Origin of the sequence: Pseudothauera lacus, assembly GCF_003034845.1 — a bacterium.
GTDB lineage: Bacteria > Pseudomonadota > Gammaproteobacteria > Burkholderiales > Rhodocyclaceae > Pseudothauera > Pseudothauera lacus.
Genome location: NZ_PZKC01000016.1, coordinates 20,352 through 40,329, shown reverse-complemented (window position 1 = coordinate 40,329; position 19,978 = coordinate 20,352). Strand labels below are relative to the sequence as shown.

Below are 19,978 nucleotides of genomic sequence, written 5' to 3'. Positions count from 1 at the left end.
TCAGTGCTCCGTCACGCCGGCGCGGGTGGCAAGGAAGTGGGCGAGCAGCGGCACCGGACGCCCGGTGGCGCCCTTGGCATCGCCAGATACCCAGGCGGTGCCGGCAATGTCCAGGTGCGCCCACTTGTAGGCCTTGGTAAAACGGGCAAGGAAGCAGGCCGCGGTGATGGTGCCGGCGTAGCGGCCGCCGATGTTGCCCATGTCGGCGAAGTTGCTCTTCAGCAGTTCCTGGTATTCCTCCCACAGCGGCAGCTGCCAGGCGCGGTCGCCGCTTTCGTTGGCGCGCGCGAGAAGCTCGGCGGCGAGCTCGTCGTCGTTGGCCAGCAGGCCGCTGGGGATCTTGCCGAGGGCAACCACGCAGGCACCGGTGAGCGTGGCGACGTCGATGACGCAGGCGGGCTTGAAGCGCTCGGCGTAGGTCAGCGCATCGCACAGGATGAGGCGGCCTTCGGCGTCGGTGTTGAGGATCTCGATGGTCTGCCCGGACATCGAGGTGACCACGTCGCCGGGTCTGGTGGCGCTGCCGCCGGGCATGTTCTCGGTGGTCGGTACCAGACCGACGACGTTGATCGGCAGTGCCATGCGGGCGATGGCCTTGAAGGTGCCGATGACGCTTGCCGCACCGCACATGTCGTACTTCATCTCGTCCATCTCGGCGGCGGGCTTCAGCGAGATGCCGCCGGTGTCGAAGGTGATGCCCTTGCCGACCAGCACGACCGGTTTGTCCTTCGCCTTGCCGCCCTTGTAGTGCATGACGATGAAGCGCGGCGGCTGATGCGAGCCCCGTGCCACCGACAGCAGGGCGCCCATGCCGAGCTTCTCCATGTCGGCGCGATCGAGCACCTCGACCTTGAACTTGAACTGCTTGCCGAGTTGTTGGGCGGTTTCCGCGAGATAGGTCGGGGTGCACACGTTGCCGGGCAGGTTGCCCAGGTCGCGCGCCAGCGCCATGCCCTCTGCGCTAGCCTGGCCGCGCCGCACCGCGGCCTCGAGAGCCGCGTCGACCTTGCCGGAGATGCCCAAAGTGATGCGCCTGACGCCACGCTCGCGCTTTGCCGGTGTGGCCCGCGGGGCGTCGAAACGGTAGGCGCCGTCGGCGAGCAGGCGGGTCAACTGCTCCAGCATCCACGCCGGCTGACGGCCGGGCAGCGCGGCTTCGCCGAGGAATACCGCAGCCTCACGCGCAGGACTGGCGGCAAGGGCCTTGGCGGCGGCGCCGACGGCATCGCGCCAGGCCTTCTCGCCCCAGGCGTCGCGTTTGCCGAGGCTGACCAGCAGGATGCGTTCGGCGGCAATGCCGTCCACGTCGTGGAGCAGCACCGTGGCGCCGGCCTTGTCGTCGAGGTCGCCGCGCCTGAGCAGTTTGCCGAGGCGCCCGCCGCTGGCCTTGTCGAGCGCCGCCGCAGCGCCGTCGAGCTTGCCGTCGGCACTCACGCCGACCACCACGGCAGCGGTGGCGAGCTGCGCCGGGGATGCCGTCTTTATGGTAAATTCCATCGCCTCTTACCTCAGCTGGACGCTTGTTGCATAAATGCTGCCGATTATGGCCCTTTCGCGGCAAGGCCGTCAAAACCCGCTCTGCCGCGCGGCATTGAGCGCCGGGGTCGCCAGCGTCCGTCCGGCTTCTCCGCGATGATCTTCCAGCGCGCGCTGCTGCGCGAGTTCTCCCATTCCGCGGCGGCGGTTTTCGTCGCGCTCTTCGCGGTGCTGATCACCACGGTGCTGATCCGCATGCTCGGGGATGCCGCGGGCGGGCGCGTACCCGCCGACGCGGTGCTGGCGTTGATCGGTTACGGCGCTCTGGCGCGCCTGCCGGTGGTGCTGTCGCTGACCCTGTTCATCGCCGTGCTGATGTCCCTGTCGCGCAGCTACAAGGATTCCGAGATGGTGGTGTGGTTCGCCGCCGGTGTGCCGCTGACGGCGTGGATAGGGCCGGTGCTGCGCTTCGCCGTGCCCATCGCCGCCGTGGTGGCGGCGGGGTCGCTGTACCTGGGGCCGTGGGCCGAGCGCATGAACATCGATTACCGCGACCGTATCGAGAGCCGCGACGACAGCGCGCGGGTGGCGCCGGGGGTGTTCCGCGAGTCGGCGGGCGCGCAGCGCGTGTTCTTCGTCGAGGTCGGTGCCGGAGAGGATGGCAAGGTGCGCAACGTCTTCGTCAGCAGCGAAGCGGAGGGCGAGGGCGGCCGTCATGGCATCATCGTCGCCGCCGAGGGGACGGTGCTTGTCGATGCCGATGGCGACCGCTACGTGGTGCTGGAGGACGGCCGCCGCTATGAGGGTCAGCCCGGCAGCGCGGCTTACCGGGTGATGGAGTTCGAGCGCTATTCGGTGCTCATCGAGCAGCGTTCCGCGGTAACCCAGAGCGTGCGCGGGCGCGCGATGAGCACCGGGGAGTTGCTTGCCGATCCTCATGCGCGCAATCTCGGGGAACTGCTGGGGCGCATCGGCGCACCGATCGCGGCCCTGCTGCTGGCCTTGCTGGCGATCCCGCTGTCCTTCGTGAATCCCCGCGCGGGGCGCACCAACAACCTCATCGTCGCCATCCTTACCTATCTGATCTACAGCAACGCAATCTCCATCTGCCAGTCGTGGGTGGCGCGCGGGCGGCTGTCCTTCGAGGTCGGCCTGCTGTTGCCGCACCTGGTGATGGTGCTGCTGCTGGGGCTGATGTTCTACCGCCGCCTGGCGGTGTCGCCGTTCTGGCGGGCGCGCGCATGAGCAAGGTGCTGTGGCGTTACCTCGCCAGCGAGATCCTCGCGGCCACGCTGCTGGTGCTGGTGGCCTTTCTGGGGCTGTTTGCCTTCTTCGACTTCATCAACGAACTCGAAGACATCGGCAAGCAGGGCTATGAACTTCACCATGCGGCGATCTTCATCCTCATGACCCTGCCCAGCCGGGTTTATGAGCTGATGCCCATCGCCGTGCTGATCGGCACCCTGTATGCCCTTACCACGCTCGCACGCCATTCCGAGATTACCGTGATGCGGGCTTCGGGGCTTTCCAACGTGGCCCTGCTGCGCATCCTGGCGCTGATCGGGGTGGGCTTTGCGCTGCTCACCTTCGTGGTCGGCGAGTATCTTGCGCCGCCCGCCGAGCGGGCGGCGCAACAGTGGCGGCTGACCGCCACCAGTGCCACCGTCTCCCAGCAACTGCGCTCCGGTCTGTGGGTGAAGGACGGCCCGCGCTTCGTCAATGTGCGCACGGTACGCCCCGATCGCAGCATGGAGAACATCCGCATCTTCGAGTTCGACGAGGAGATGGCGATGCGTACGGTGAGTGTTGCCGAGCGTGGCACCTACGATCCCGCCCTGCGCGGCTGGCGTCTGCGCGGCGTGCAGCAGACGCTGTTCGGTGACGATGCCACCGCGGTGGTAGAACAGGCGGAGGTCGTCTGGCGTTCGGATCTCACTCCGGAGGTGCTGAGTGTGCTGATGGTGTCGCCCGAGCGCATGTCGGTGGCGGCCCTGTACGCCTATATCCGCCACCTGCATGAGAACCGCCAGAGCGCGGAACGCTTCGAGATTGCGCTGTGGAAGAAGGTCGTCTATCCCTTCGCCGCGCTGGTGATGATGGCCCTGGCGCTGCCCTTCGCCTTCATGCACGACCGCATGGGTGCGGTGAGCGTGAAGGTGTTCTTCGGCATCATGCTGGGGGTGGGCTTCCATCTCCTCAACGGCCTGTTCTCGAACCTTGGTGTGATCAACGCCTGGCCGCCGATCGTTGCCGCGTTCACGCCCAGCGTGATCTTCCTGGTGGCCGCCGGTACGCTGCTGTATATCGTCGACCGACGCTGAGCGAGGCGCCCCCGGGGCTGCGGTGGACAAAAAAACGGGCCCGCGTGGGCCCGTTTCCTTTCCTGCCGGTGAGCGGGACTGCTCAGCCTTGCTGCTTCTTGGCAGCAACCGCCTTCCAGTCCAGCTTTTCCTTGATCCGTGCGGACTTGCCGGAACGCTGACGCAGGTAGTACAGCTTGGCACGACGTACGTCACCGCGACGCTTGACCTCGATGCTGGCAACCAGCGGGGAGTAGGTCTGGAAAGTCCGTTCCACGCCTTCGCCGGAGGAGATCTTGCGAACGATGAAGCTGGAGTTGAGACCGCGGTTGCGCTTGGCGATGACCACGCCTTCGTAGGCCTGGAGACGTTCGCGGGTACCTTCCTTGACCTTCACCTGCACGACCACGGTGTCGCCGGGGGCGAATGCCGGAATGGTCTTGCCTTCGCTCAGGCGGGCGATCTCTTCCTGCTCGATCTGCTGAATCAGGTTCATTGTGACTCCTGTCGTTTCAATGGCCAGTGGCCTTGCGCGCAGAGCAGGCGGACCTGATGCACGCGGTTTGTAATGGGAGTTCAGTCCGTCTGGCGGCCCGTACTCCCTTCCTGCTCCTGCCTGAATTCCTCAAGCAGGTTCATTTCTTCCTTGCTCAGCGTCCGTCCTGCAAGCAGGTCGGGGCGCCGCCGCCAGGTGGCGCCGAGGGCCTGCTTGAGCCGCCAGCGCCGTATTGCGGCGTGGTTGCCGGAGAGCAGGACCGCCGGCACCGCCACCCCATGGTAGTTCTCGGGGCGGGTGTAGTGCGGGCAGTCGAGCAGGCCGTCGGCGAAGGAGTCCTCGCGTGCCGAGTCGGCATCGTTGAGGGCTCCAGGCAGTTGCCGCACCAGGGCATCGATGAGCACCATGGCGGGCAGTTCGCCGCCGGACAGCACGAAGTCGCCCAGCGAAATCTCTTCATCGACGCAGCGTTCGAGTACCCGCTGGTCGACCCCTTCATAACGCCCGCAGAGCAGCGTCAGCGACTGCCCGGCGAGCAATTCCATCACCGCCTGATGGTCCAGCCGACGCCCCTGGGGCGACAGGTAGATCACCCGGCCAGGGGCACCGCAAGCGGCCACCTGCGCTCTGCGCGCGCGTTCGATGGCCTCTTCCAGCGGTGCCGGCAGCATCACCATGCCGGGGCCGCCGCCGTAAGGGCGATCGTCAACCGTGCGATGAGGGTCGTCAGTGAAGTCGCGCGGGTTGTGGAAGGCGATCTCGTACAAACGCCGTTCCAGTGCGCGCCGGGTGATGCCGCTGCCGGTCAGGGCGGCGAACATCTCCGGAAACAGGGTGACGACATCGAAACGCCGCGGGGCGGAGTCGCTGGCCTGTTTCACTGCATCCTCATCCAGATCCTGCTACCAGTCCCGCTCCCACGCCACCTTGACGCGGCGTGCAGCGAGATCCACTTCCAGTACGTAGGCGGCGACGAACGGGATCAGCCGCTCATCGTCGCCTTCCTTGACCTGCAGTACATCATGCGCGCCGGTAGACAGCAGCCCCGATACCGTTCCGAGGGCCTCGTCGCGTTCGTTGTACACCGCCAGACCGATCAGGTCATGCCAGTAGTACTCGTCCTCGGCGGGCGCCGGCAGGGCTTCGCGCGGCGCGCCGACATACATGCCCTGCAGGGCTTCGGCGGCGTTGCGGTCGCCAGCCTCCGCAAAGGCAGCCACCAGGGCCTTGCCATGCGCACGGCAGGCCCGCAGGGTGAGAGGGCGCCAGGCGTCTGCGCTGGCGTTCTCGTCGGCGGCCAGCCACCACTGCGGCATGCGGCGCCAGGACAATGGATCATCCCCGAAGGGATGAATCTTGACCCAACCCTGAACGCCAAAAGGGGCGACGATGCGCCCCAGTACGATCATCTGCGCGTGCGCGCCGCCGCTCAGGCGGCGGCAGCGGCCTGCTTGACCAGGCGGGCAACGGTCGGCGACAGCTGGGCGCCGTTCTGTTGCCAGTAGGTGAGGCGCTCGGTGTTCACCACCAGAGTCTGCTCGGCGCCGGAGGCGACCGGGTTGTAGAAACCGACGCGCTCGATGAAGCGACCGTCACGACGGTTGCGCGAATCGGCGGCAACGATGCTGAAGAACGGGCGCTTTTTGGCGCCACCACGGGCAAGGCGAATGACGACCATCTTTTTATCCTGATCGGTAGATGCGAAAAACGCGAGATTTTAGCGGAATCCTTTCTTTCAGGCAAGGCGCGTATGAGTGAAACGACTCCGGCGTGATGCGGTCGGCAGCCCGCCACACAAGAACTGCCGGGGATTGCAATTCTTGAATAGAATGCACTCCATCGAACTCTCGTACTGTGGAACATGCTTGCGCCTCCCGAACCCGCCGCGCTGGATGCCGTGAAAGCCTGGCTGGCCGCCGAACCAGATGACGATCCGGAGGCCGACCTCGGCGCGCTGCGCACGCACTATGCGGTGCTGCGCAACCCCGGGGTGCCGGCGGGGGAGTTCCGTTCCTGTCTGGCGCTGATGGATGTCCGCGCGCTGGATATCTGCGAGCGCTTCCGTATCCGCCTGCTCGACGCCTCCCTGCCGTTGCCGCGCGCGCTGCGCGTGCCTGCCGAAGCGCTCATCGACGCCTTGCTCGATCTTGCCAGCGGGCTGGAGCGCCTCGTCGAGGAAGGGCGCGGCCGTTGGGCGCGCGCGCTGCATGCCGACATCGTGCCGTTGGCGCGTCGTGCGCTGCGGCTGGCGGCCGAGGCGCATCTGCTCGCATCGATGATCGGTGCCGCGGCGCCGGCGGGATTCTGGCTGCGTGTGCTGGCCCTGCTGGGCAGCAGCGCGTCCGTCGACGCCGATGACGAACATCACCGCGAGGTGCGTGGCGAGGCTGCGCGCATCTTCGCGCTGGCGGTGCTGCAGCCGGAGAGTCTGACCGGTCGCGAACTGCTGTGGGTGCGCGAGTTTCTCGAGCTGGCCCAGGTCGCTGCCGAGATCAGTCACGAGGCCCCGGAAGGCGACGGCGCGGCGTTCTGGCTTGACCCCACGCGCGATGCGCCACCGGTCGCTACCGTCCGGCGCGCGCCGCCGGCGGTGCCCGAACTGGTCCATTTCAGTGCGCGTGGCCTCGCCCTGCATGCTGCGGCGCGCATGGAGTGGCTGGAAGAACGCATTGCCCAGGCCGAGGTGGTGGGCCTGGAGCGCGACGCCGAACTGCTCGAACCCGATACCTCGGGCCTGCCCGCGGGTCTGCCGCCGGTCGAGGCGCTCAACCTCCTGCGCCGCATGACGCAGCGCTGGGCGGAAGCGCCGCAGCGCGAGCAGCCACGCCTGGACAAGGCCTACAGCGTGCAGGTGTGTGCCGGCTTGCGGGCGATCTGGGAGATGTTCCGCCATGGCGAGGAGCGTGCGCGCATCGCCCAGTGGGCGGTGCGCAACGAGAGCCCCGGTGGCTACGCGATCATGAGCGTCTCCGGTGTGCAGGGCATGCTCAGTGCCGGCATGGTGCTCGCGCTGCGGGCAGATGCCGGCAAGCCGTGGTCGATCTGCGTGGTACGCTGGATTCGCACTGAATCGGCCGAGCAGGTCGAGCTTGGCCTGCAGGTGGTGGGCACCGGCGGCAGCTCTGCCTCGGTGGGCTTTCGCGGTGCCGACACCGTCAAGACGATGGCGCCGGCGCTGATCCTGCAGCCGCTCGAAGGTGTGCGCACCAAGCCGGCCATCGTGGTCAAGACCGGCTCCTATTCGTCGCGTCGCTTCGTCCTTGTCGACGACGCCGATCATCTCTATGTCGCCCAGGGGCGGGTCATCAGTCTGGACATGCAGACGGCCAACATCGAGATGTTCCAGTACGAGATCGATCCCTATCCGACCTGAGCCTCCCTGCCTTCGAGCAGACTGGCGAGGCTGAGGTCGGCAGCGCGGCAGGCCCCGGCGAGGCGTTCGGCAAGCTCCGCGGCCGGGCTGCCCGGGCTGGCGAGGGCCTGCCAGCACGCAGGCGAGAAGGCGAACAGTTCCACCACCGCGGACATGCACAGTTGTTCGGGGTGGATACTCAGCACCCATTCACCTTCGTCGGTGCGCGCCACCCAGCCAGCTTCACGCATGCAGCCGAGGATGTGCTCGCACTGGTCGTCGGCCAGCGTGCTGGCGCGCCGCAGGCGCTCGAAATCGACGCTGCCGCCCTGCGTGCCGCAGGTGCCGAGGGTGAGGAGGACGTTCACCGCCCCCCAGGCGCGATCGCCGGGGAACCTGTCCGCCACCTCGCGGCGTTCCAGGAAGGCCGGTAGCGAGGCGCTGATCAGCGCGCCGCCGAGCACGATCACCCACGACATGTACAGCCACACCAGGAAGATCGGCAGCGCCGCGAAGGCGCCATAGACCAATGTGTAGGTGGGGAACTGGGCGATGAACATGCCGAAGGCGCGCTGCATGACCAGGAACACCACCGCCGCGACGGCGCCGCCGGCGAGGGCGTGGAGCGGCTTCACCGGGTGGTTGGGAACGGCGAAGTAGAGGTAGCTGAACAAGCCGCCTAGCATCAGTGGTGGCAGCAGGCGTGCCGACAGTTCGCCCAGCCAGGGCAGGTCGACCAGCTCCATCGACGCACTCACCAGATAGCCGGAGGCGAAGGCGCTGCCGCCGAGGACCAGCGGGCCGAGGGTGAGCGCGAACCAATACACGGCGATGCGGAACATCAGCGGCCGCGGTTCGCGTACGCCCCAGATGGTGTTGAAGACGCGGTCGATGGTCGACAGCAGCAGCAGGGCGGTGACCACCAGCAGTGCGGTGCCGATCAGGGTCAGGCCAGTGGCCTTTTCGGAGAACTGCAGGGCGTAGGTGGTGATGATGTGGCCGGCGCGCTCGGGCAGCAGGTTCTCCAGCAGGAAGATCTTCAGCGAGGTGCCGAGATCGGCAAAGCCGGGGAAGTTGCTGAACAGGGCGATTGCTACCGTGATCAGCGGCACCAGCGCGAGCAGGGTGGTGAACGCCAGGCTGCCGGCTACCTGCGGGCAGTCGGTGGCGTTGAAGCGGGTGTAGAGCAGGGCGGCAAAGTCGCGGAGGGCGAGCAGGTGCTTCATCTTGGCCGGGGCCGCGGGCGGGCGGCAGCGGGAAGGATATAATCGGCCATTCTATCCGGCCGGCGGCACAGGGGCGACCTTCGTCGCTCCCGTCGGCCCGGGAATGCCCTGCCGATGAAAGAAATCCTCGTTCTCTACTACAGTCAGCATGGCTCGGTGCGCGCGCTTGCCGAGCACATTGCCGACGGCATACATCAGGTTCCCGGCGCGGCGGCGCGGGTGCGCACGGTGCCGCGGATATCCACGGTGTGCGAGGCGGTGGCCGACGACATTCCGGCCGCGGGTCCGCCGTATGCCGAAGTGCGCGACCTGGAAGAATGCATCGGTCTGGCGCTGGGCAGCCCGACGCGTTTCGGCAACATGGCCGCGGCGATGAAGTACTTTCTCGACGGTCTTGGCGGGGTCTGGGCGAACGGTGCCCTCTGCGGCAAACCGGCCTGCGTATTCACGTCCACCTCCAGTCTCCACGGCGGCCAGGAAAGTACGCTGCTGAGCATGATGCTGCCCCTGCTGCACCATGGCATGCTGATCACCGGCCTGCCGTACACCGAGCCTGCGCTCAACAGCACCCTGAGTGGCGGCACTCCGTATGGCGTCAGCCATTTCGCCGGTGGCGACCGCGGCACCGTGCTTTCCGGCGAGGAAGCGCAACTGGCCGTTGCCCAGGGGCGGCGGCTGGCCGAGTGTGCGTTGCGTCTGGCGGTGGCACGATGAGCCCGCGCCTGCTGTCACTGGCGGCCAGCGCCAGCCTGATTGCGTTGATCGTGCTGTGTGTGCTGTGGGAGAGCTGGCTGGCACCGATCCGCGAAGGCGGGTCGTGGCTGACGCTGAAGGCCTTGCCGCTGCTCTTTCCGCTTTTCGGCATCCTCCGTGGCCGGCGCTATACCTACCAATGGACGTCGATGCTGGCGCTCCTGTACTTCACCGAAGGGGTGGTGCGTGCTGCCGATCCAGGGCTGATCGGCGTGTTCGCCATCATCGAACTGGTGCTGGCTGTGGTGCTCTTCTTCAGCACCATGTTCTACGCCCGCCAGACCGCGCCCTCGCGCCAGCGCGGAGGGTGAGGGCGGGGCGGCCGCAGGCGAGCCCCGCCCGCGGCCGTTTCAGACCTGCGGATTGACGCGCTCGAACTTGCTGTGCAGCTTGTTGAGAGCGTTGAGATAGGCCTTCGCGGAGGCCACGATGATGTCGGTGTCGGCGCCCTGGCCATTGACCACGCGGCCGTCGCGGGCCAGCCGCACGGTGACCTCGCCCTGCGCGTCGGTGCCGGTGGTGATGGCGTTGACCGAGTACAGCAATAGATCGGTGCCGCTGTTGGCGACGCTTTCGATGGCCTTGAAGGCCGCATCCACCGGGCCGGAGCCGTGCGCGCAGGTGCGGATCTCCTCACCGCCGACGGCGAGGGCGATCTCGGCCTCGGGGCGCTCGCCGGTTTCCGAGCGGAAGCGCGAGGAGAGCAGACGGAAGTGCTCCAGCGCCGGGGTGATGGCCTCGTCGCTCATCAGGGCGTGGAGGTCTTCGTCGAAGATCTCGTGCTTCTTGTCGGCGAGTTCCTTGAAGCGCGCGAAGGCGTGGTTGAGGTGCTCCTCGGACTCGACCTCGATGCCCAGTTCCTGCAGGCGCGAGCGGAAGGCGTTGCGTCCCGAGTGCTTGCCCAGCACCAGCTTGTTGGCGCCCCAGCCGACGTCCTCGGCGCGCATGATCTCGTAGGTTTCGCGGTGCTTGAGTACGCCGTCCTGGTGGATGCCGGACTCGTGCGCGAAGGCGTTGGCGCCGACGATGGCCTTGTTGGGCTGCACCGGGAAGCCGGTGACGCCCGAGACCAGCTTGGAAGCCGGCACGATCTGCGTGGTGTCGATGCCGGTGTCGCACTGGAAGACGTCGCGCCGGGTGCGCACAGCCATCACCACTTCCTCCAGCGAGGCGTTGCCGGCACGTTCGCCGAGGCCGTTCACCGTGCATTCCACCTGGCGCGCGCCGGCGCGCACCGCGGCGAGCGAGTTGGCTACGGCGAGGCCAAGGTCGTTGTGACAATGCACCGACCACACCACCTTGTCGGAGTTGGGCACGCGCTCGATCAGCGTGGCGATGGTGGCGGCGAACTGCTCGGGGACGTTGTAGCCGACGGTGTCGGGTACGTTGATGGTGGTGGCGCCGGCGTTGATGACTGCCTCGAAGATGCGGCACAGGAAGTCGATCTCCGAGCGTCCGGCGTCTTCGGCGGAGAACTCGATGTCGTCGGTGTATTCCTTCGCCCAGCCGATCGCCTTCACGGCCTGCGCGACGACCTCATCCGGGCTCATGCGCAGCTTCTTCTCCATGTGGATGGGGCTGGTGGCGATGAAGGTGTGGATGCGCCCGCGCGCGGCCGGGCGGATGGCCTCGCCGGCACGGCGGATGTCGTTCTCGTTGGCGCGGGCGAGCGAACAGACGGTGGATTCCTTGATCGCCTCGGCGATCGCGCGCACCGATTCGAAGTCGCCGTTGGAGGCGGCGGCGAAGCCCGCCTCGATCACGTCCACGCGCATGCGTTCGAGCTGGCGGGCGATGCGCAGCTTCTCGTCGCGGGTCATCGAGGCGCCCGGGCTCTGTTCGCCGTCGCGCAGGGTGGTGTCGAAAATGATCAGCTTGTCGTTCATGGTCGGCTCTGGGGGTGTCGTTCAGGGGCGCAGGCGCGCGTGCGGCAGGGGGCGGGCCCTGCGCCGTGCCGCGCAGGGCTGCCGGATTGTCATCGGGCCACTATAAAGCACCTCTCCGGAGGCGTGCAAACCCTGCCGCCGCCGGCTTCTGCGGCAGCGCTCAGCGCCTGGCGATGGCCTGCTGGTGGGCGGTCATGAAGATCTCCCAGTCGGCGGCGGTGAAGAAGCTCTGGCGGCGCTGCAGCTGCCGCAGGTCGCGCGCCGCGGCGCGGGCGCGGGTCAGGCAGGGGTGCATCTTTTGGAGGTCGATGAGGGCAATGCGCGGCGGGCGGCCCTCGTCGAGGCGAACCATCACATGCTTGTCGTACAGGCAGCAGTGTTGCAGGCGGGCGTGGTGCAGGCGGCCGACGACGAGGCCGGTCTCGCGGGCGATGGCGGCATGCACGCTGTCATCGACTGCGGGCAGGTCGGCAAGCGACAGGTAGCCGCTCAGTTCCTCGGTGACCAGAACCGCCTCGACACCATCGGCGCTGCGCCGCACGCCGTGGAAGAGCGGCCGCGGGGCGAGGATGCCGAGCTCTTCCAGACGCTTCAGGTAATGCCACTCGCGGCTCACCGTGGGCCAGCCGAAGGGGTGGCTGAGGGTGCGGCAGAGGTAGTTGAGCTGGCGCTTGATGTACACCGTGCCGTCGGCCAGCGGTGCGCGCAGCACTCCGCTCCAGCCCTTGCGGCGGCGGTCGTTGGGGGGTTCGACCCACTGCCCGGGGAGGGTCCACCAGTGTTCGAAGGCGGTATCTGTCGTGCTCATGGGGGCGGATTATGGCACGCCCATGACTGCTCTGTTACGACCTTGTTACGACCTCGTGACGGCCGTCCGGGATGTCATCCCGGGCGTGCGCGAACGGCCTCAGCCGTCCTGCCCGGGTGGCGGTACATCCTCGGTGCGCCTGCGGCGACGGTTGATCCAGCGCCACACCAGCACCACGTAGCCGGAGGCGGCGTAGCCCAGGAAGAGGGCGAAGAGCACACCCGGCGGGTAGCTCGACACCAGCGCGAAAGCCAGCACCAGCGCGATCAGCACGATGAAGGGCACGCTCTTGCGCAGGTTGATGTCCTTGCCGCTCCAGAACAGGACGTTGCTGACCATCGAGATGCCGGCGAAGATGGTCAGGAAGCAGGCCAGCCAGCTGACGTCGTCGCCGGTGAGGCCGTTGTCGATGACCACCCATACCATGCCCGCCACCAGCGCCGCCGCGGCCGGGCTGGGCAGGCCCTGGAAGTAGCGCTTGTCGACCACATCGATGTTGGTGTTGAAGCGTGCCAGGCGCAGCGCGGCGCCGGCGCAGTAGATGAAGGCGGCAATCCAGCCCAGCTTGCCCATGTCCTTGAGGGCCCATTCGTACATCACCAGCGCGGGGGCGGCGCCGAAGGACACCATGTCGGAGAGCGAGTCATACTCGGCGCCGAAGGCGCTCTGGGTGTGGGTGAGGCGGGCTACGCGGCCATCGAGGCCGTCGAGCACCATGGCCACGAAGATCGCCACCGCGGCGTACTCGAAGCGGTCGTTCATGGCCTGCACGATGGCATAGAAGCCGGCGAACAGTGCAGCGGTGGTGAACAGGTTGGGCAGGATGTAGATGCCGCGGCGACGCTTTTCGATCGGAATGAGGGTCATCGGGAAGTTGGGTCCGCCAGAGCGTGGCGCGAGGGCCGGAAAGGTTGATGCCAGATTCTACCGCAAGCGCGGGTGTGCGGCCGGGGCCACAAAAGACAAGGGCCGGGCCGGCTTGCGCACGGTCCCGGCCCTCCTGCTGCAGGCGCTGGTGATCAGTTCTTGGACTGGTCGACCAGCTTGTTCTTGCTGATCCACGGCATCATGCCGCGCAGTTGGGCGCCGACGGTCTCGATCGGGTGATCGGCGTTGAGGCGGCGGCGGGCGGTCATGCTGGGGTAACCGGTGCGGCCTTCGAGGATGAACATCTTGGCGTACTCCCCGGTCTGGATGCGCTTGAGGGCTTCACGCATGGCGTAGCGCGATTCCTCGTTGATGACTTCCGGGCCGGTGACGTATTCGCCGTACTCCGCGTTGTTGGAGATGGAGTAGTTCATGTTGGCGATGCCGCCTTCGTACATCAGGTCGACGATCAGCTTTAGTTCATGCAGGCACTCGAAGTAGGCCATCTCGGGGGCGTAGCCGGCTTCCACGAGGGTTTCGAAACCCATCTTGACCAGTTCCACGGCGCCGCCGCACAGCACGGCCTGTTCGCCGAAGAGGTCGGTCTCGGTCTCTTCACGGAAGTTGGTCTCGATCACGCCGCCCTTGGTGCCGCCGTTGGCCGCGGCGTAGGACAGGGCGATGTCGCGCGCCTTGCCGGATTTGTCCTGGTGCACGGCGATCAGGCTGGGGACGCCGCCGCCCTTGAGGTACTCCGAGCGCACGGTGTGGCCGGGGCCCTTCGGGGCGACCATGATCACGTCCAGATCGGCGCGCGGCACGACCTGGTTGTAGTGCACGTTGAAGCCGTGGGCGAAGGCCAGCGCGGCGCCCTTCTTGATGTTGGGCTCGACTTCTTCCTTGTAGACCTGCGGGATGTTCTCGTCCGGCAGGAGGATCATCACGACGTCGGCGCCCTTGACGGCCTTGGCGATCTCCTCGACCTTCAGGCCGGCGGCTTCGGCCTTCTTCCACGAGGCGCCATCCTTGCGCAGGCCGACGGTGACCTTCACGCCGGAGTCCTTGAGGTTCTGCGCATGGGCGTGACCCTGGGAGCCGTAGCCGACGATGGTGACCTTCTTGCCCTTGATGAGGGAGAGATCGGCGTCCTTGTCGTAATAAACTTTCATGGTTTTCCTTTGGTTTCAGCGGGTTGTCTGGATGGCGGAAGGCGCCGACGGCGGCAATGATAACGGTGAGCCGGGCCGCCGCGAAAGCCCTGCAGGGCTTATACCTTGAGCACGCGGTCGCCGCGGCCGATGCCGCAGATGCCCGAGCGCACGGTTTCGAGGATCAGGTCGGCGTCGATGGCGCCGATGAAGGCGTCGAGCTTGCCCTGGTTGCCGGTCAGTTCGATGACATAGGAGGACTCGGTGACATCAATGATGCGGGCACGGAAGATGTCCGCGGTGCGCTTGACCTCCTCGCGGTCCTTGCCACTGGCGCGTACCTTGATGAGCATCAGCTCGCGCTCGATGTGCGCGGCCTCGGAGATGTCCACCACCTTGACCACCTCGACAAGCTTGTTGAGCTGCTTGGTGATCTGCTCGATGATGTCGTCCGAGCCGGTGGTGACGATGGTCATGCGCGACATCGAGGCGTCCTCGGTGGGCGCCACGGTGAGCGATTCGATGTTGTAGCCGCGCGCGGAGAACAGCCCCGAGACGCGCGACAGGGCGCCGGACTCGTTTTCGATCAGCAGGGAGATGACATGACGCATGGTGTGCTCTTTCCTGGGTTCTGAGGACGGTTACAGGTCTTCGGCGGAGAGGATCATCTCGGTCAGGCCCTTGCCCCCCTGAACCATCGGATAGACGTTCTCGGTCGGGTCCACCTGGAAGTCGAGGAAGACCAGCTCGTCCTTGTGGGTGCCGAAGGCCTCGCGCAGTGCGCCCTCGACGTCGGCCGGCTTGTCCACGCGGATGCCGACGTGGCCGTAGGCCCGCGCCAGCGCCGCAAAGTCGGGCAGCGAATCCATGTAGGACTCGGAATAGCGTCCGCCGTGGAAGAGCTCCTGCCACTGCCGCACCATGCCCAGGTAGCCGTTGTTGAGCAGGCAGACCTTGACCGGCAGACGGAACTGACGGCAGGTGGACAGCTCCTGGATGTTCATCTGGATCGAGCCCTCGCCGGTCACGCAGGCCACCGGCAGCTCCGGGTTGGCGAGTTTGGCGCCCATGGCGTAGGGCAGGCCCACGCCCATGGTGCCCAGGCCGCCGGAGTTGAGCCAGCGGCGCGGCTTGTCGAAGCCGTAGTACTGCGCCGCCCACATCTGGTGCTGGCCGACGTCTGAAGTGACGATGGCCTCGCCGCCGGTCACTTCCCACAGCTTCTGGATGACGAACTGCGGCTTGATGATGTCGTCCGAATTGCGGAACACCATGCAGTTGCGGCTGCGCCATTCCTCGATCTGTTTCCACCACGCGGCCAGGGCCTCGGGGTTGGGGCGGGCCTCGCCGGATTCGAGCTGACGGATCATCTCGTCGAGCACTTCCTTGACGTCGCCGACGATGGGTACGTCCACCTTGACGCGCTTGGAGATCGACGAGGGGTCGATGTCGACGTGGATGATCTTGCGCGGCTCTTCGGCGAAGTGCGCCGGGTTGCCGATCACGCGGTCGTCGAAGCGTGCGCCCACGGCCAGCAGCACGTCGCTGTAGTGCATGGCCATGTTGGCTTCGAAGGTGCCGTGCATGCCGGGCATGCCGAGGTACTGGCGGTCACTCGCCGGGTAGCCGCCCAGGCCCATCAGGGTGTTGGTGATCGGGTAGCCGAGCAGGCGGGTGAGCCTGGTGAGCTTTTCGGCCGCGTCGGAGAGGATTACCCCGCCGCCGGTGTAGATCATCGGCCGCTTCGCTTCCAGCAGCAACTGCACGGCCTTGCGGATCTGCCCCTGGTGACCCTTGACCACCGGGTTGTAGGAGCGCATCGCGATGTCCTGCGGGTATTCGAACTCGCATTTGTGCATCGAGACATCCTTGGGGATGTCCACCAGCACCGGGCCAGGGCGGCCGGTTCGCGCGAGATAGAAGGCCTTCTTCATGGTCGCGGCGATGTCGCGCACGTCCTTGACGAGGAAGTTGTGCTTCACACAGGGGCGGGTGATGCCCACGGTGTCCACTTCCTGGAAGGCATCCTGGCCGATTGCCGCGGTGGGCACCTGGCCGGAGACGATCACCATCGGGATGGAGTCACAGAACGCCGTGGCGATGCCGGTCACCGCATTGGTGGCGCCGGGGCCGGAGGTCACCAGCGCCACGCCTACCTTCTGGGTGCTGCGCGCGTAGCCGTCGGCGGCGTGCACTGCGGCCTGCTCATGGCGGACGAGGACGTGGCGCACCTGATCCTGCTGAAAGAGCGCGTCGTAGATGAAAAGGACCGCACCGCCAGGGTAGCCGAAGACGTGCTCAACCTTTTCTTCCTGCAGACACCTGATTACAATTTCGGCTCCAGTCAGCACCATCGCAAGCTCACTCGCTCAATTCCACGGAAACAGCGAACGTTACCGGGCGTGCGGGTTTTGGTCAAGGCTGCCACCGCGGCGCAACATGACGCCCGACTTCCCGCTTCGTCAAGGATTCCCAGCTGGCCTCCAGCGCAGAACTCGACACCTTTCTTGCGTCCGTCCAGCATCGCGCCTTCAAGCACGCGGTGTGGTCGTTGCGCGACGAGGAGGGCGCCCTCGATGCCGTGCAGGATGCCATGCTGAAGCTGGCCACGCGCTACGGCGACCGTCCTGCCGCAGAACTGCCGCTGCTCTTCCAGCGCATCCTCCACAACGTCGTCCTCGACGCCCACCGCCGCCGCAAGGTACGCAACGCCTGGGTGAGTCTGGCCTCTGCCTTTGCCCCGCGCTCCGATCACGACGAACATGAAGTCCTGGAGAATCTCGCCGCCGCGCACGCCGAAGAACGTCCGCACTGGCTGCCTCCGCACGAGCACTACGAGCGCGAACAACTGCTCGGGCTGATCGAGGAGGAGGTCGCCCGCCTGCCCGAACGTCAACGCCAGGCCTTCCTGCTGCGTTATTGGGAAGAACTAGACATTGCCGAGACCGCGGCGGTGATGGGGTGCTCCGAGGGCAGCGTCAAGACGCACTGCTCGCGTGCCACCCAGACCCTCGCCGCGGCCATGCGCAGAAAGGGAATCCGTCCATGAACCCGCACGCCGAAGACCACTTCGGGTACCGCCTTGTCCGCCGCCTCGGACAGGGCGCCCGCGATCTTCAACCGCATACCCGGAACCGCCTCGATGACGCCCGCCGGCGCGCCCTGCAGGCGCACCGCAGGCGCCGGAAAACGCTCGGCGAGGTGCTGCTGTCCCGTCTCACGCCGGCCCTGCCGGACTGGCGCGCCGCGCTCGCCATGGTCGTCGTGCTGCTGATGCCGGTTGCCGGCGAACACTTCCATACCGCCACCCGGGTCACCCAGTTGCAGGAGGTCGATACCGCCCTGCTCATCGACGACCTGCCCATCGACGCCTACCTCGACACGGAATTCCGCGCATGGCTGCATCACGCCTCGCAGTCCTGATCTGCACCCTGCTCATCCCCGCCGCCGTCCTTGCCGCCCCCACCTGGAACGAACTGAGCGCCGCCCAGCGCCAGGCCCTCGCCCCGCTTGCCGGCGAGTGGGCAGCCATGGACAATGCCGGGCGGCAGACCTGGATCGGCATTGCGGAACGCTACGACCGCCTCACCCCCGCAGAGCAGGGCCGCCTGCAGCAGCGCATGCGTGAATGGGCCCAGCTGTCGCCCGACGAGCGCGAGCGCGCGCGCGACCAGTACCGCGCCCTGCGCAGCATGCCGGCAGAGCAGCGCGAGAGCCTGCACGACGAATGGAAGCGCTACCGCAGTCTGCCGCCCGAAGAACGCCGCCGCGCCAGCGAAGGAAACCCCTGATGAAATCCAGCAGCACCCCCGCCGCCGCGGCGGACGAACGACTCGTCGTCGAGCACGCCGGCCTGCGCCGCCGTCTCGCCAGCATGCTCTATGAATCCCTGCTGCTGATGGGTGTGCTCGCGCTGGTCTTTCTGGTGCCCTGGCTGATCCTCGGTGTTGCCTTCGAGCTGGCGCCGCCCGGCTGGCTGGCCTGGATCCACGTCATCGCTGCGCTGGGACTGTATTTCATCTGGTACTGGCGCCGCGGCGGCCAGACCCTGGCCATGCAGACCTGGCGCCTGCGCATCGTCGAGGCCCATAGCGGGCGTCCGGCAACGCTCAGCCAGTGCCTGCTGCGCTACCTCGTCGCCTGGCCTTCTGTGCTGTGTTTCGGCGCCGGCCTGCTGTGGGCGTTGATCGATCGTGAGCGCCAGTTCCTCCACGACCGTCTAGCCGGTACCTGCATCGTGCTGCTGCCGGGAAAGACCGGGATGCCCAAATAAGTCGCGAGTGGCCCGCTACAACCGCGGGGCGCTGCAGGGTTCATGAGACAGTTGCGGGACAGCTGGTGAGACGGTGTGGCGATGAATGGCGGGATGTGTGCTCCGATTTCGAAAAGAAGTTCGACTGGATCGTTGGCTACGGAAATCTCGCCAACCCTTGATTTCCTTGGGGCGTCCGGGCGCTTTCCAGTGAGTGGAAGCGCCGGACAGGAAGTCAGCGATCGTCATGCCTGGTCCCCGCAGAAGTCAGCGCAGGGTGTGAAGGTTCTGGGCGATTCTTGAGCAGTCGGCGGCGGCAGGCGGGCTGGCCATGTCCACCCCGATGCCCTTGAGCCAGGCTTGCATTTTCCTTTCTTCGCTGCGGGACAGCGGACCATCGGGCGAGAGGATGTCGTCTTGCAGGTGCTTGAGCATGACTGTCGCGGCCTTGTCGAGTTCGTCGCGGTGTGGCTGATTCCAAGTGGAGAAGGCGCTGGTGTACCCGCTGGTGTGTTCCGGATACTTCGTCGCGCATGTGCTGATGAGGGATTCGATGAACATCGTTCTCATCAGCAGGCTTACCGCGTTGCGCTCCGTTTCGTCGAGCCCCCGAGGTGTTGCAACCACGGGGTTGGGGGCTGCGGCCCTGGGGGGCACAAAGCTCACTTTGGAGCCGGTTTCGGCGATCTTCGCAAGTTCCCTCAGCAAGGCCTCCGGGTCCTTTGGCGTACCGCTGACTTGCCCGAAGGGGTGGCCGTCGCGAAACACGATTTGCTGAGGAATGCCATACAGTTCGTACCCGAGCTCAGATGAGGGAAATGGTCGCCACGGCGACCATTGCACTCGAGCGAACACCAGTGTGTCGTCCTGATTCAAAGCGGCCACCGCGTCGAATGACGTGTCAGCACCGATGCAGTAGCTGCAGCCGCGGTCGGGTGATGTGAATTGCACGACGACACGCCCATGCCGGGAGACAAATTCGCTCAACTCGCCGGGCTGAAGCTCGACGACATCGCTCGCCGCTGACGTGCTACCCGCAGCCAGCGTGAGGACAAGGCAGAGCCGGCGCCACGCGCTATTGCGGGGAAAGACGTTCTTCTTCCTGGTGATTGTGGCGGTCGTCATGGTGCTCCCTGGATAGAAAGGTGTTTGGCGAACGCGACAGGCCTGCCGCATCCGCGGAAGGTGCTCCATCGCCACTGGGATACGCCCAGGCAGGCTGTGTACGCAAGTACATTAGCATAAACGGTGGATCGTTAGCGACGCACTCCCAGTGCTGCGGAGTTCCCGGGGAAAGTGCGACGGGTGCTCGGCTCGACGGCTTGATCGTTATCGGGGTCGATGTGGATGCGCCGGCCGGCGCTGCATGTTGTGCCGCATGCCCTTGAGGTTGAGCAGTCCGTTAGGCCAGCGG

The 19,978-nt window shown here is 66.4% G+C and carries 22 protein-coding genes; 9 read left to right on the top strand and 13 right to left on the bottom strand.

The features are described from left to right. Positions 1 to 1,497 (bottom strand): leucyl aminopeptidase, encoded by a 1,497-nt coding sequence (locus C8261_RS15660; protein WP_107494672.1) that lies wholly within the window; start codon positions 1,495 to 1,497, stop codon positions 1 to 3. Between the two features lie 135 nt (positions 1,498 to 1,632). Here C8261_RS15660 and lptF point away from each other — a divergent pair, with 135 nt between their 5' ends. Beyond that, positions 1,633 to 2,721: an LPS export ABC transporter permease LptF gene (lptF, locus tag C8261_RS15655; RefSeq protein ID WP_107494671.1), complete on the top strand. Its 1,089-nt coding sequence runs from the start codon at positions 1,633 to 1,635 to the stop codon at positions 2,719 to 2,721. Continuing rightward, a complete protein-coding gene (lptG, locus tag C8261_RS15650) occupies positions 2,718 to 3,797 on the top strand; it encodes an LPS export ABC transporter permease LptG (protein WP_107494670.1) in 1,080 nt (359 codons plus the stop codon). Before lptF ends, lptG begins: the two co-directional genes overlap by 4 nt. A gap of 82 nt (positions 3,798 to 3,879) precedes the next feature. On the opposite strand, the gene rplS is transcribed toward lptG, so the two are convergent. The 4 genes from rplS to rpsP form a co-directional block, all read right to left on the bottom strand. After that, positions 3,880 to 4,272, bottom strand: coding sequence for a 50S ribosomal protein L19 (gene rplS, locus C8261_RS15645; RefSeq protein WP_107494669.1), 393 nt, complete (start codon positions 4,270 to 4,272; stop codon positions 3,880 to 3,882). An 80-nt stretch (positions 4,273 to 4,352) separates the two neighbouring features. Further along, positions 4,353 to 5,153: a tRNA (guanosine(37)-N1)-methyltransferase TrmD gene (trmD, locus tag C8261_RS15640; protein WP_268987191.1), complete on the bottom strand. Its 801-nt coding sequence runs from the start codon at positions 5,151 to 5,153 to the stop codon at positions 4,353 to 4,355. A gap of 21 nt (positions 5,154 to 5,174) precedes the next feature. After that, on the bottom strand, positions 5,175 to 5,681 hold the full coding sequence (rimM, locus tag C8261_RS15635) for a ribosome maturation factor RimM (RefSeq protein WP_107494668.1): 507 nt from the start codon (positions 5,679 to 5,681) through the stop codon (positions 5,175 to 5,177). A gap of 20 nt (positions 5,682 to 5,701) precedes the next feature. Next, positions 5,702 to 5,950: a 30S ribosomal protein S16 gene (gene rpsP / locus C8261_RS15630; protein ID WP_107494667.1), complete on the bottom strand. Its 249-nt coding sequence runs from the start codon at positions 5,948 to 5,950 to the stop codon at positions 5,702 to 5,704. Positions 5,951 to 6,133: 183 nt separating this feature from the next. Between rpsP and C8261_RS15625 the strand changes: the two genes are divergently transcribed. Beyond that, positions 6,134 to 7,645: a hypothetical protein gene (locus tag C8261_RS15625; RefSeq protein WP_107494666.1), complete on the top strand. Its 1,512-nt coding sequence runs from the start codon at positions 6,134 to 6,136 to the stop codon at positions 7,643 to 7,645. On the opposite strand, the gene C8261_RS15620 is transcribed toward C8261_RS15625, so the two are convergent. Next, entirely contained in the window at positions 7,633 to 8,850 is a 1,218-nt protein-coding gene (locus C8261_RS15620) for a YihY family inner membrane protein (protein ID WP_107494665.1), read from the bottom strand. The two genes, C8261_RS15625 and C8261_RS15620, sit on opposite strands and share 13 nt — an antisense overlap. A 114-nt stretch (positions 8,851 to 8,964) precedes the next feature. Here C8261_RS15620 and wrbA point away from each other — a divergent pair, with 114 nt between their 5' ends. Further along, positions 8,965 to 9,564, top strand: coding sequence for an NAD(P)H:quinone oxidoreductase (gene wrbA / locus C8261_RS15615; protein WP_107494664.1), 600 nt, complete (start codon positions 8,965 to 8,967; stop codon positions 9,562 to 9,564). Next, on the top strand, positions 9,561 to 9,914 hold the full coding sequence (locus C8261_RS15610) for a DUF2069 domain-containing protein (protein ID WP_107494663.1): 354 nt from the start codon (positions 9,561 to 9,563) through the stop codon (positions 9,912 to 9,914). Before wrbA ends, C8261_RS15610 begins: the two co-directional genes overlap by 4 nt. 39 nt (positions 9,915 to 9,953) lie before the next feature. Here the strand turns inward: C8261_RS15610 and C8261_RS15605 are convergent, their stop codons facing one another. From C8261_RS15605 to C8261_RS15580, 6 genes are all read right to left on the bottom strand, one after another. Beyond that, positions 9,954 to 11,489 carry a 2-isopropylmalate synthase gene (locus tag C8261_RS15605; RefSeq protein WP_107494662.1) on the bottom strand — a complete coding sequence of 512 codons (1,536 nt, stop codon included), beginning with the start codon at positions 11,487 to 11,489 and terminating at the stop codon, positions 9,954 to 9,956. A gap of 160 nt (positions 11,490 to 11,649) precedes the next feature. Continuing rightward, positions 11,650 to 12,297: a lipopolysaccharide kinase InaA family protein gene (locus tag C8261_RS15600; protein ID WP_107494661.1), complete on the bottom strand. Its 648-nt coding sequence runs from the start codon at positions 12,295 to 12,297 to the stop codon at positions 11,650 to 11,652. Between the two features lie 99 nt (positions 12,298 to 12,396). Further along, entirely contained in the window at positions 12,397 to 13,164 is a 768-nt protein-coding gene (gene pssA / locus C8261_RS15595; RefSeq protein ID WP_107494660.1) for a CDP-diacylglycerol--serine O-phosphatidyltransferase, read from the bottom strand. A 152-nt stretch (positions 13,165 to 13,316) separates the two neighbouring features. Further along, positions 13,317 to 14,333 carry a ketol-acid reductoisomerase gene (ilvC, locus tag C8261_RS15590; RefSeq protein WP_107494659.1) on the bottom strand — a complete coding sequence of 339 codons (1,017 nt, stop codon included), beginning with the start codon at positions 14,331 to 14,333 and terminating at the stop codon, positions 13,317 to 13,319. Between the two features lie 98 nt (positions 14,334 to 14,431). Beyond that, positions 14,432 to 14,923: an acetolactate synthase small subunit gene (gene ilvN, locus C8261_RS15585; RefSeq protein ID WP_107494658.1), complete on the bottom strand. Its 492-nt coding sequence runs from the start codon at positions 14,921 to 14,923 to the stop codon at positions 14,432 to 14,434. A 30-nt stretch (positions 14,924 to 14,953) separates the two neighbouring features. Continuing rightward, positions 14,954 to 16,666 (bottom strand): acetolactate synthase 3 catalytic subunit, encoded by a 1,713-nt coding sequence (locus tag C8261_RS15580; protein ID WP_107494657.1) that lies wholly within the window; start codon positions 16,664 to 16,666, stop codon positions 14,954 to 14,956. Between the two features lie 122 nt (positions 16,667 to 16,788). On the opposite strand from C8261_RS15580, the gene C8261_RS15575 reads away from it, so the two are divergent. Genes C8261_RS15575 through C8261_RS15560 form a run of 4 tightly spaced genes read left to right on the top strand, consistent with a single transcriptional unit; the run spans position 16,789 to position 18,585 of the window. Further along, on the top strand, positions 16,789 to 17,361 hold the full coding sequence (locus tag C8261_RS15575; protein ID WP_107494656.1) for an RNA polymerase sigma factor: 573 nt from the start codon (positions 16,789 to 16,791) through the stop codon (positions 17,359 to 17,361). Beyond that, a complete protein-coding gene (locus C8261_RS15570; RefSeq protein WP_107494655.1) occupies positions 17,358 to 17,735 on the top strand; it encodes a DUF3619 family protein in 378 nt (125 codons plus the stop codon). The genes C8261_RS15575 and C8261_RS15570 overlap by 4 nt, the downstream gene beginning before the upstream one ends. After that, positions 17,708 to 18,103: a DUF3106 domain-containing protein gene (locus C8261_RS15565; RefSeq protein WP_107494654.1), complete on the top strand. Its 396-nt coding sequence runs from the start codon at positions 17,708 to 17,710 to the stop codon at positions 18,101 to 18,103. Before C8261_RS15570 ends, C8261_RS15565 begins: the two co-directional genes overlap by 28 nt. After that, complete coding sequence (locus C8261_RS15560) at positions 18,103 to 18,585, top strand: RDD family protein (protein ID WP_235864947.1); 483 nt, start codon at positions 18,103 to 18,105, stop codon at positions 18,583 to 18,585. The genes C8261_RS15565 and C8261_RS15560 overlap by 1 nt, the downstream gene beginning before the upstream one ends. 246 nt (positions 18,586 to 18,831) lie before the next feature. On the opposite strand, the gene C8261_RS15555 is transcribed toward C8261_RS15560, so the two are convergent. Beyond that, positions 18,832 to 19,689 (bottom strand): thioredoxin family protein, encoded by an 858-nt coding sequence (locus tag C8261_RS15555; protein ID WP_146161695.1) that lies wholly within the window; start codon positions 19,687 to 19,689, stop codon positions 18,832 to 18,834. Positions 19,690 to 19,978 lie beyond the last annotated feature (289 nt).

Coding starts and splice junctions, on each gene's coding strand:
- C8261_RS15600 (WP_107494661.1), bottom strand. CDS start 12,297: ATGAGCACGACAGATACCGCCTTCGAACACTGGTGGACCCTCCCCGGG.
- C8261_RS15560 (WP_235864947.1), top strand. CDS start 18,103: ATGAAATCCAGCAGCACCCCCGCCGCCGCGGCGGACGAACGACTCGTC.
- C8261_RS15565 (WP_107494654.1), top strand. CDS start 17,708: ATGGCTGCATCACGCCTCGCAGTCCTGATCTGCACCCTGCTCATCCCC.
- rpsP (WP_107494667.1), bottom strand. CDS start 5,950: ATGGTCGTCATTCGCCTTGCCCGTGGTGGCGCCAAAAAGCGCCCGTTC.
- C8261_RS15610 (WP_107494663.1), top strand. CDS start 9,561: ATGAGCCCGCGCCTGCTGTCACTGGCGGCCAGCGCCAGCCTGATTGCG.
- C8261_RS15625 (WP_107494666.1), top strand. CDS start 6,134: ATGCTTGCGCCTCCCGAACCCGCCGCGCTGGATGCCGTGAAAGCCTGG.
- C8261_RS15580 (WP_107494657.1), bottom strand. CDS start 16,666: ATGGTGCTGACTGGAGCCGAAATTGTAATCAGGTGTCTGCAGGAAGAA.
- pssA (WP_107494660.1), bottom strand. CDS start 13,164: ATGACCCTCATTCCGATCGAAAAGCGTCGCCGCGGCATCTACATCCTG.
- rimM (WP_107494668.1), bottom strand. CDS start 5,681: ATGATCGTACTGGGGCGCATCGTCGCCCCTTTTGGCGTTCAGGGTTGG.
- rplS (WP_107494669.1), bottom strand. CDS start 4,272: ATGAACCTGATTCAGCAGATCGAGCAGGAAGAGATCGCCCGCCTGAGC.
- lptG (WP_107494670.1), top strand. CDS start 2,718: ATGAGCAAGGTGCTGTGGCGTTACCTCGCCAGCGAGATCCTCGCGGCC.
- ilvN (WP_107494658.1), bottom strand. CDS start 14,923: ATGCGTCATGTCATCTCCCTGCTGATCGAAAACGAGTCCGGCGCCCTG.
- C8261_RS15660 (WP_107494672.1), bottom strand. CDS start 1,497: ATGGAATTTACCATAAAGACGGCATCCCCGGCGCAGCTCGCCACCGCT.
- ilvC (WP_107494659.1), bottom strand. CDS start 14,333: ATGAAAGTTTATTACGACAAGGACGCCGATCTCTCCCTCATCAAGGGC.
- C8261_RS15620 (WP_107494665.1), bottom strand. CDS start 8,850: ATGAAGCACCTGCTCGCCCTCCGCGACTTTGCCGCCCTGCTCTACACC.
- C8261_RS15570 (WP_107494655.1), top strand. CDS start 17,358: ATGAACCCGCACGCCGAAGACCACTTCGGGTACCGCCTTGTCCGCCGC.
- C8261_RS15605 (WP_107494662.1), bottom strand. CDS start 11,489: ATGAACGACAAGCTGATCATTTTCGACACCACCCTGCGCGACGGCGAA.
- lptF (WP_107494671.1), top strand. CDS start 1,633: ATGATCTTCCAGCGCGCGCTGCTGCGCGAGTTCTCCCATTCCGCGGCG.
- C8261_RS15555 (WP_146161695.1), bottom strand. CDS start 19,689: ATGACGACCGCCACAATCACCAGGAAGAAGAACGTCTTTCCCCGCAAT.
- wrbA (WP_107494664.1), top strand. CDS start 8,965: ATGAAAGAAATCCTCGTTCTCTACTACAGTCAGCATGGCTCGGTGCGC.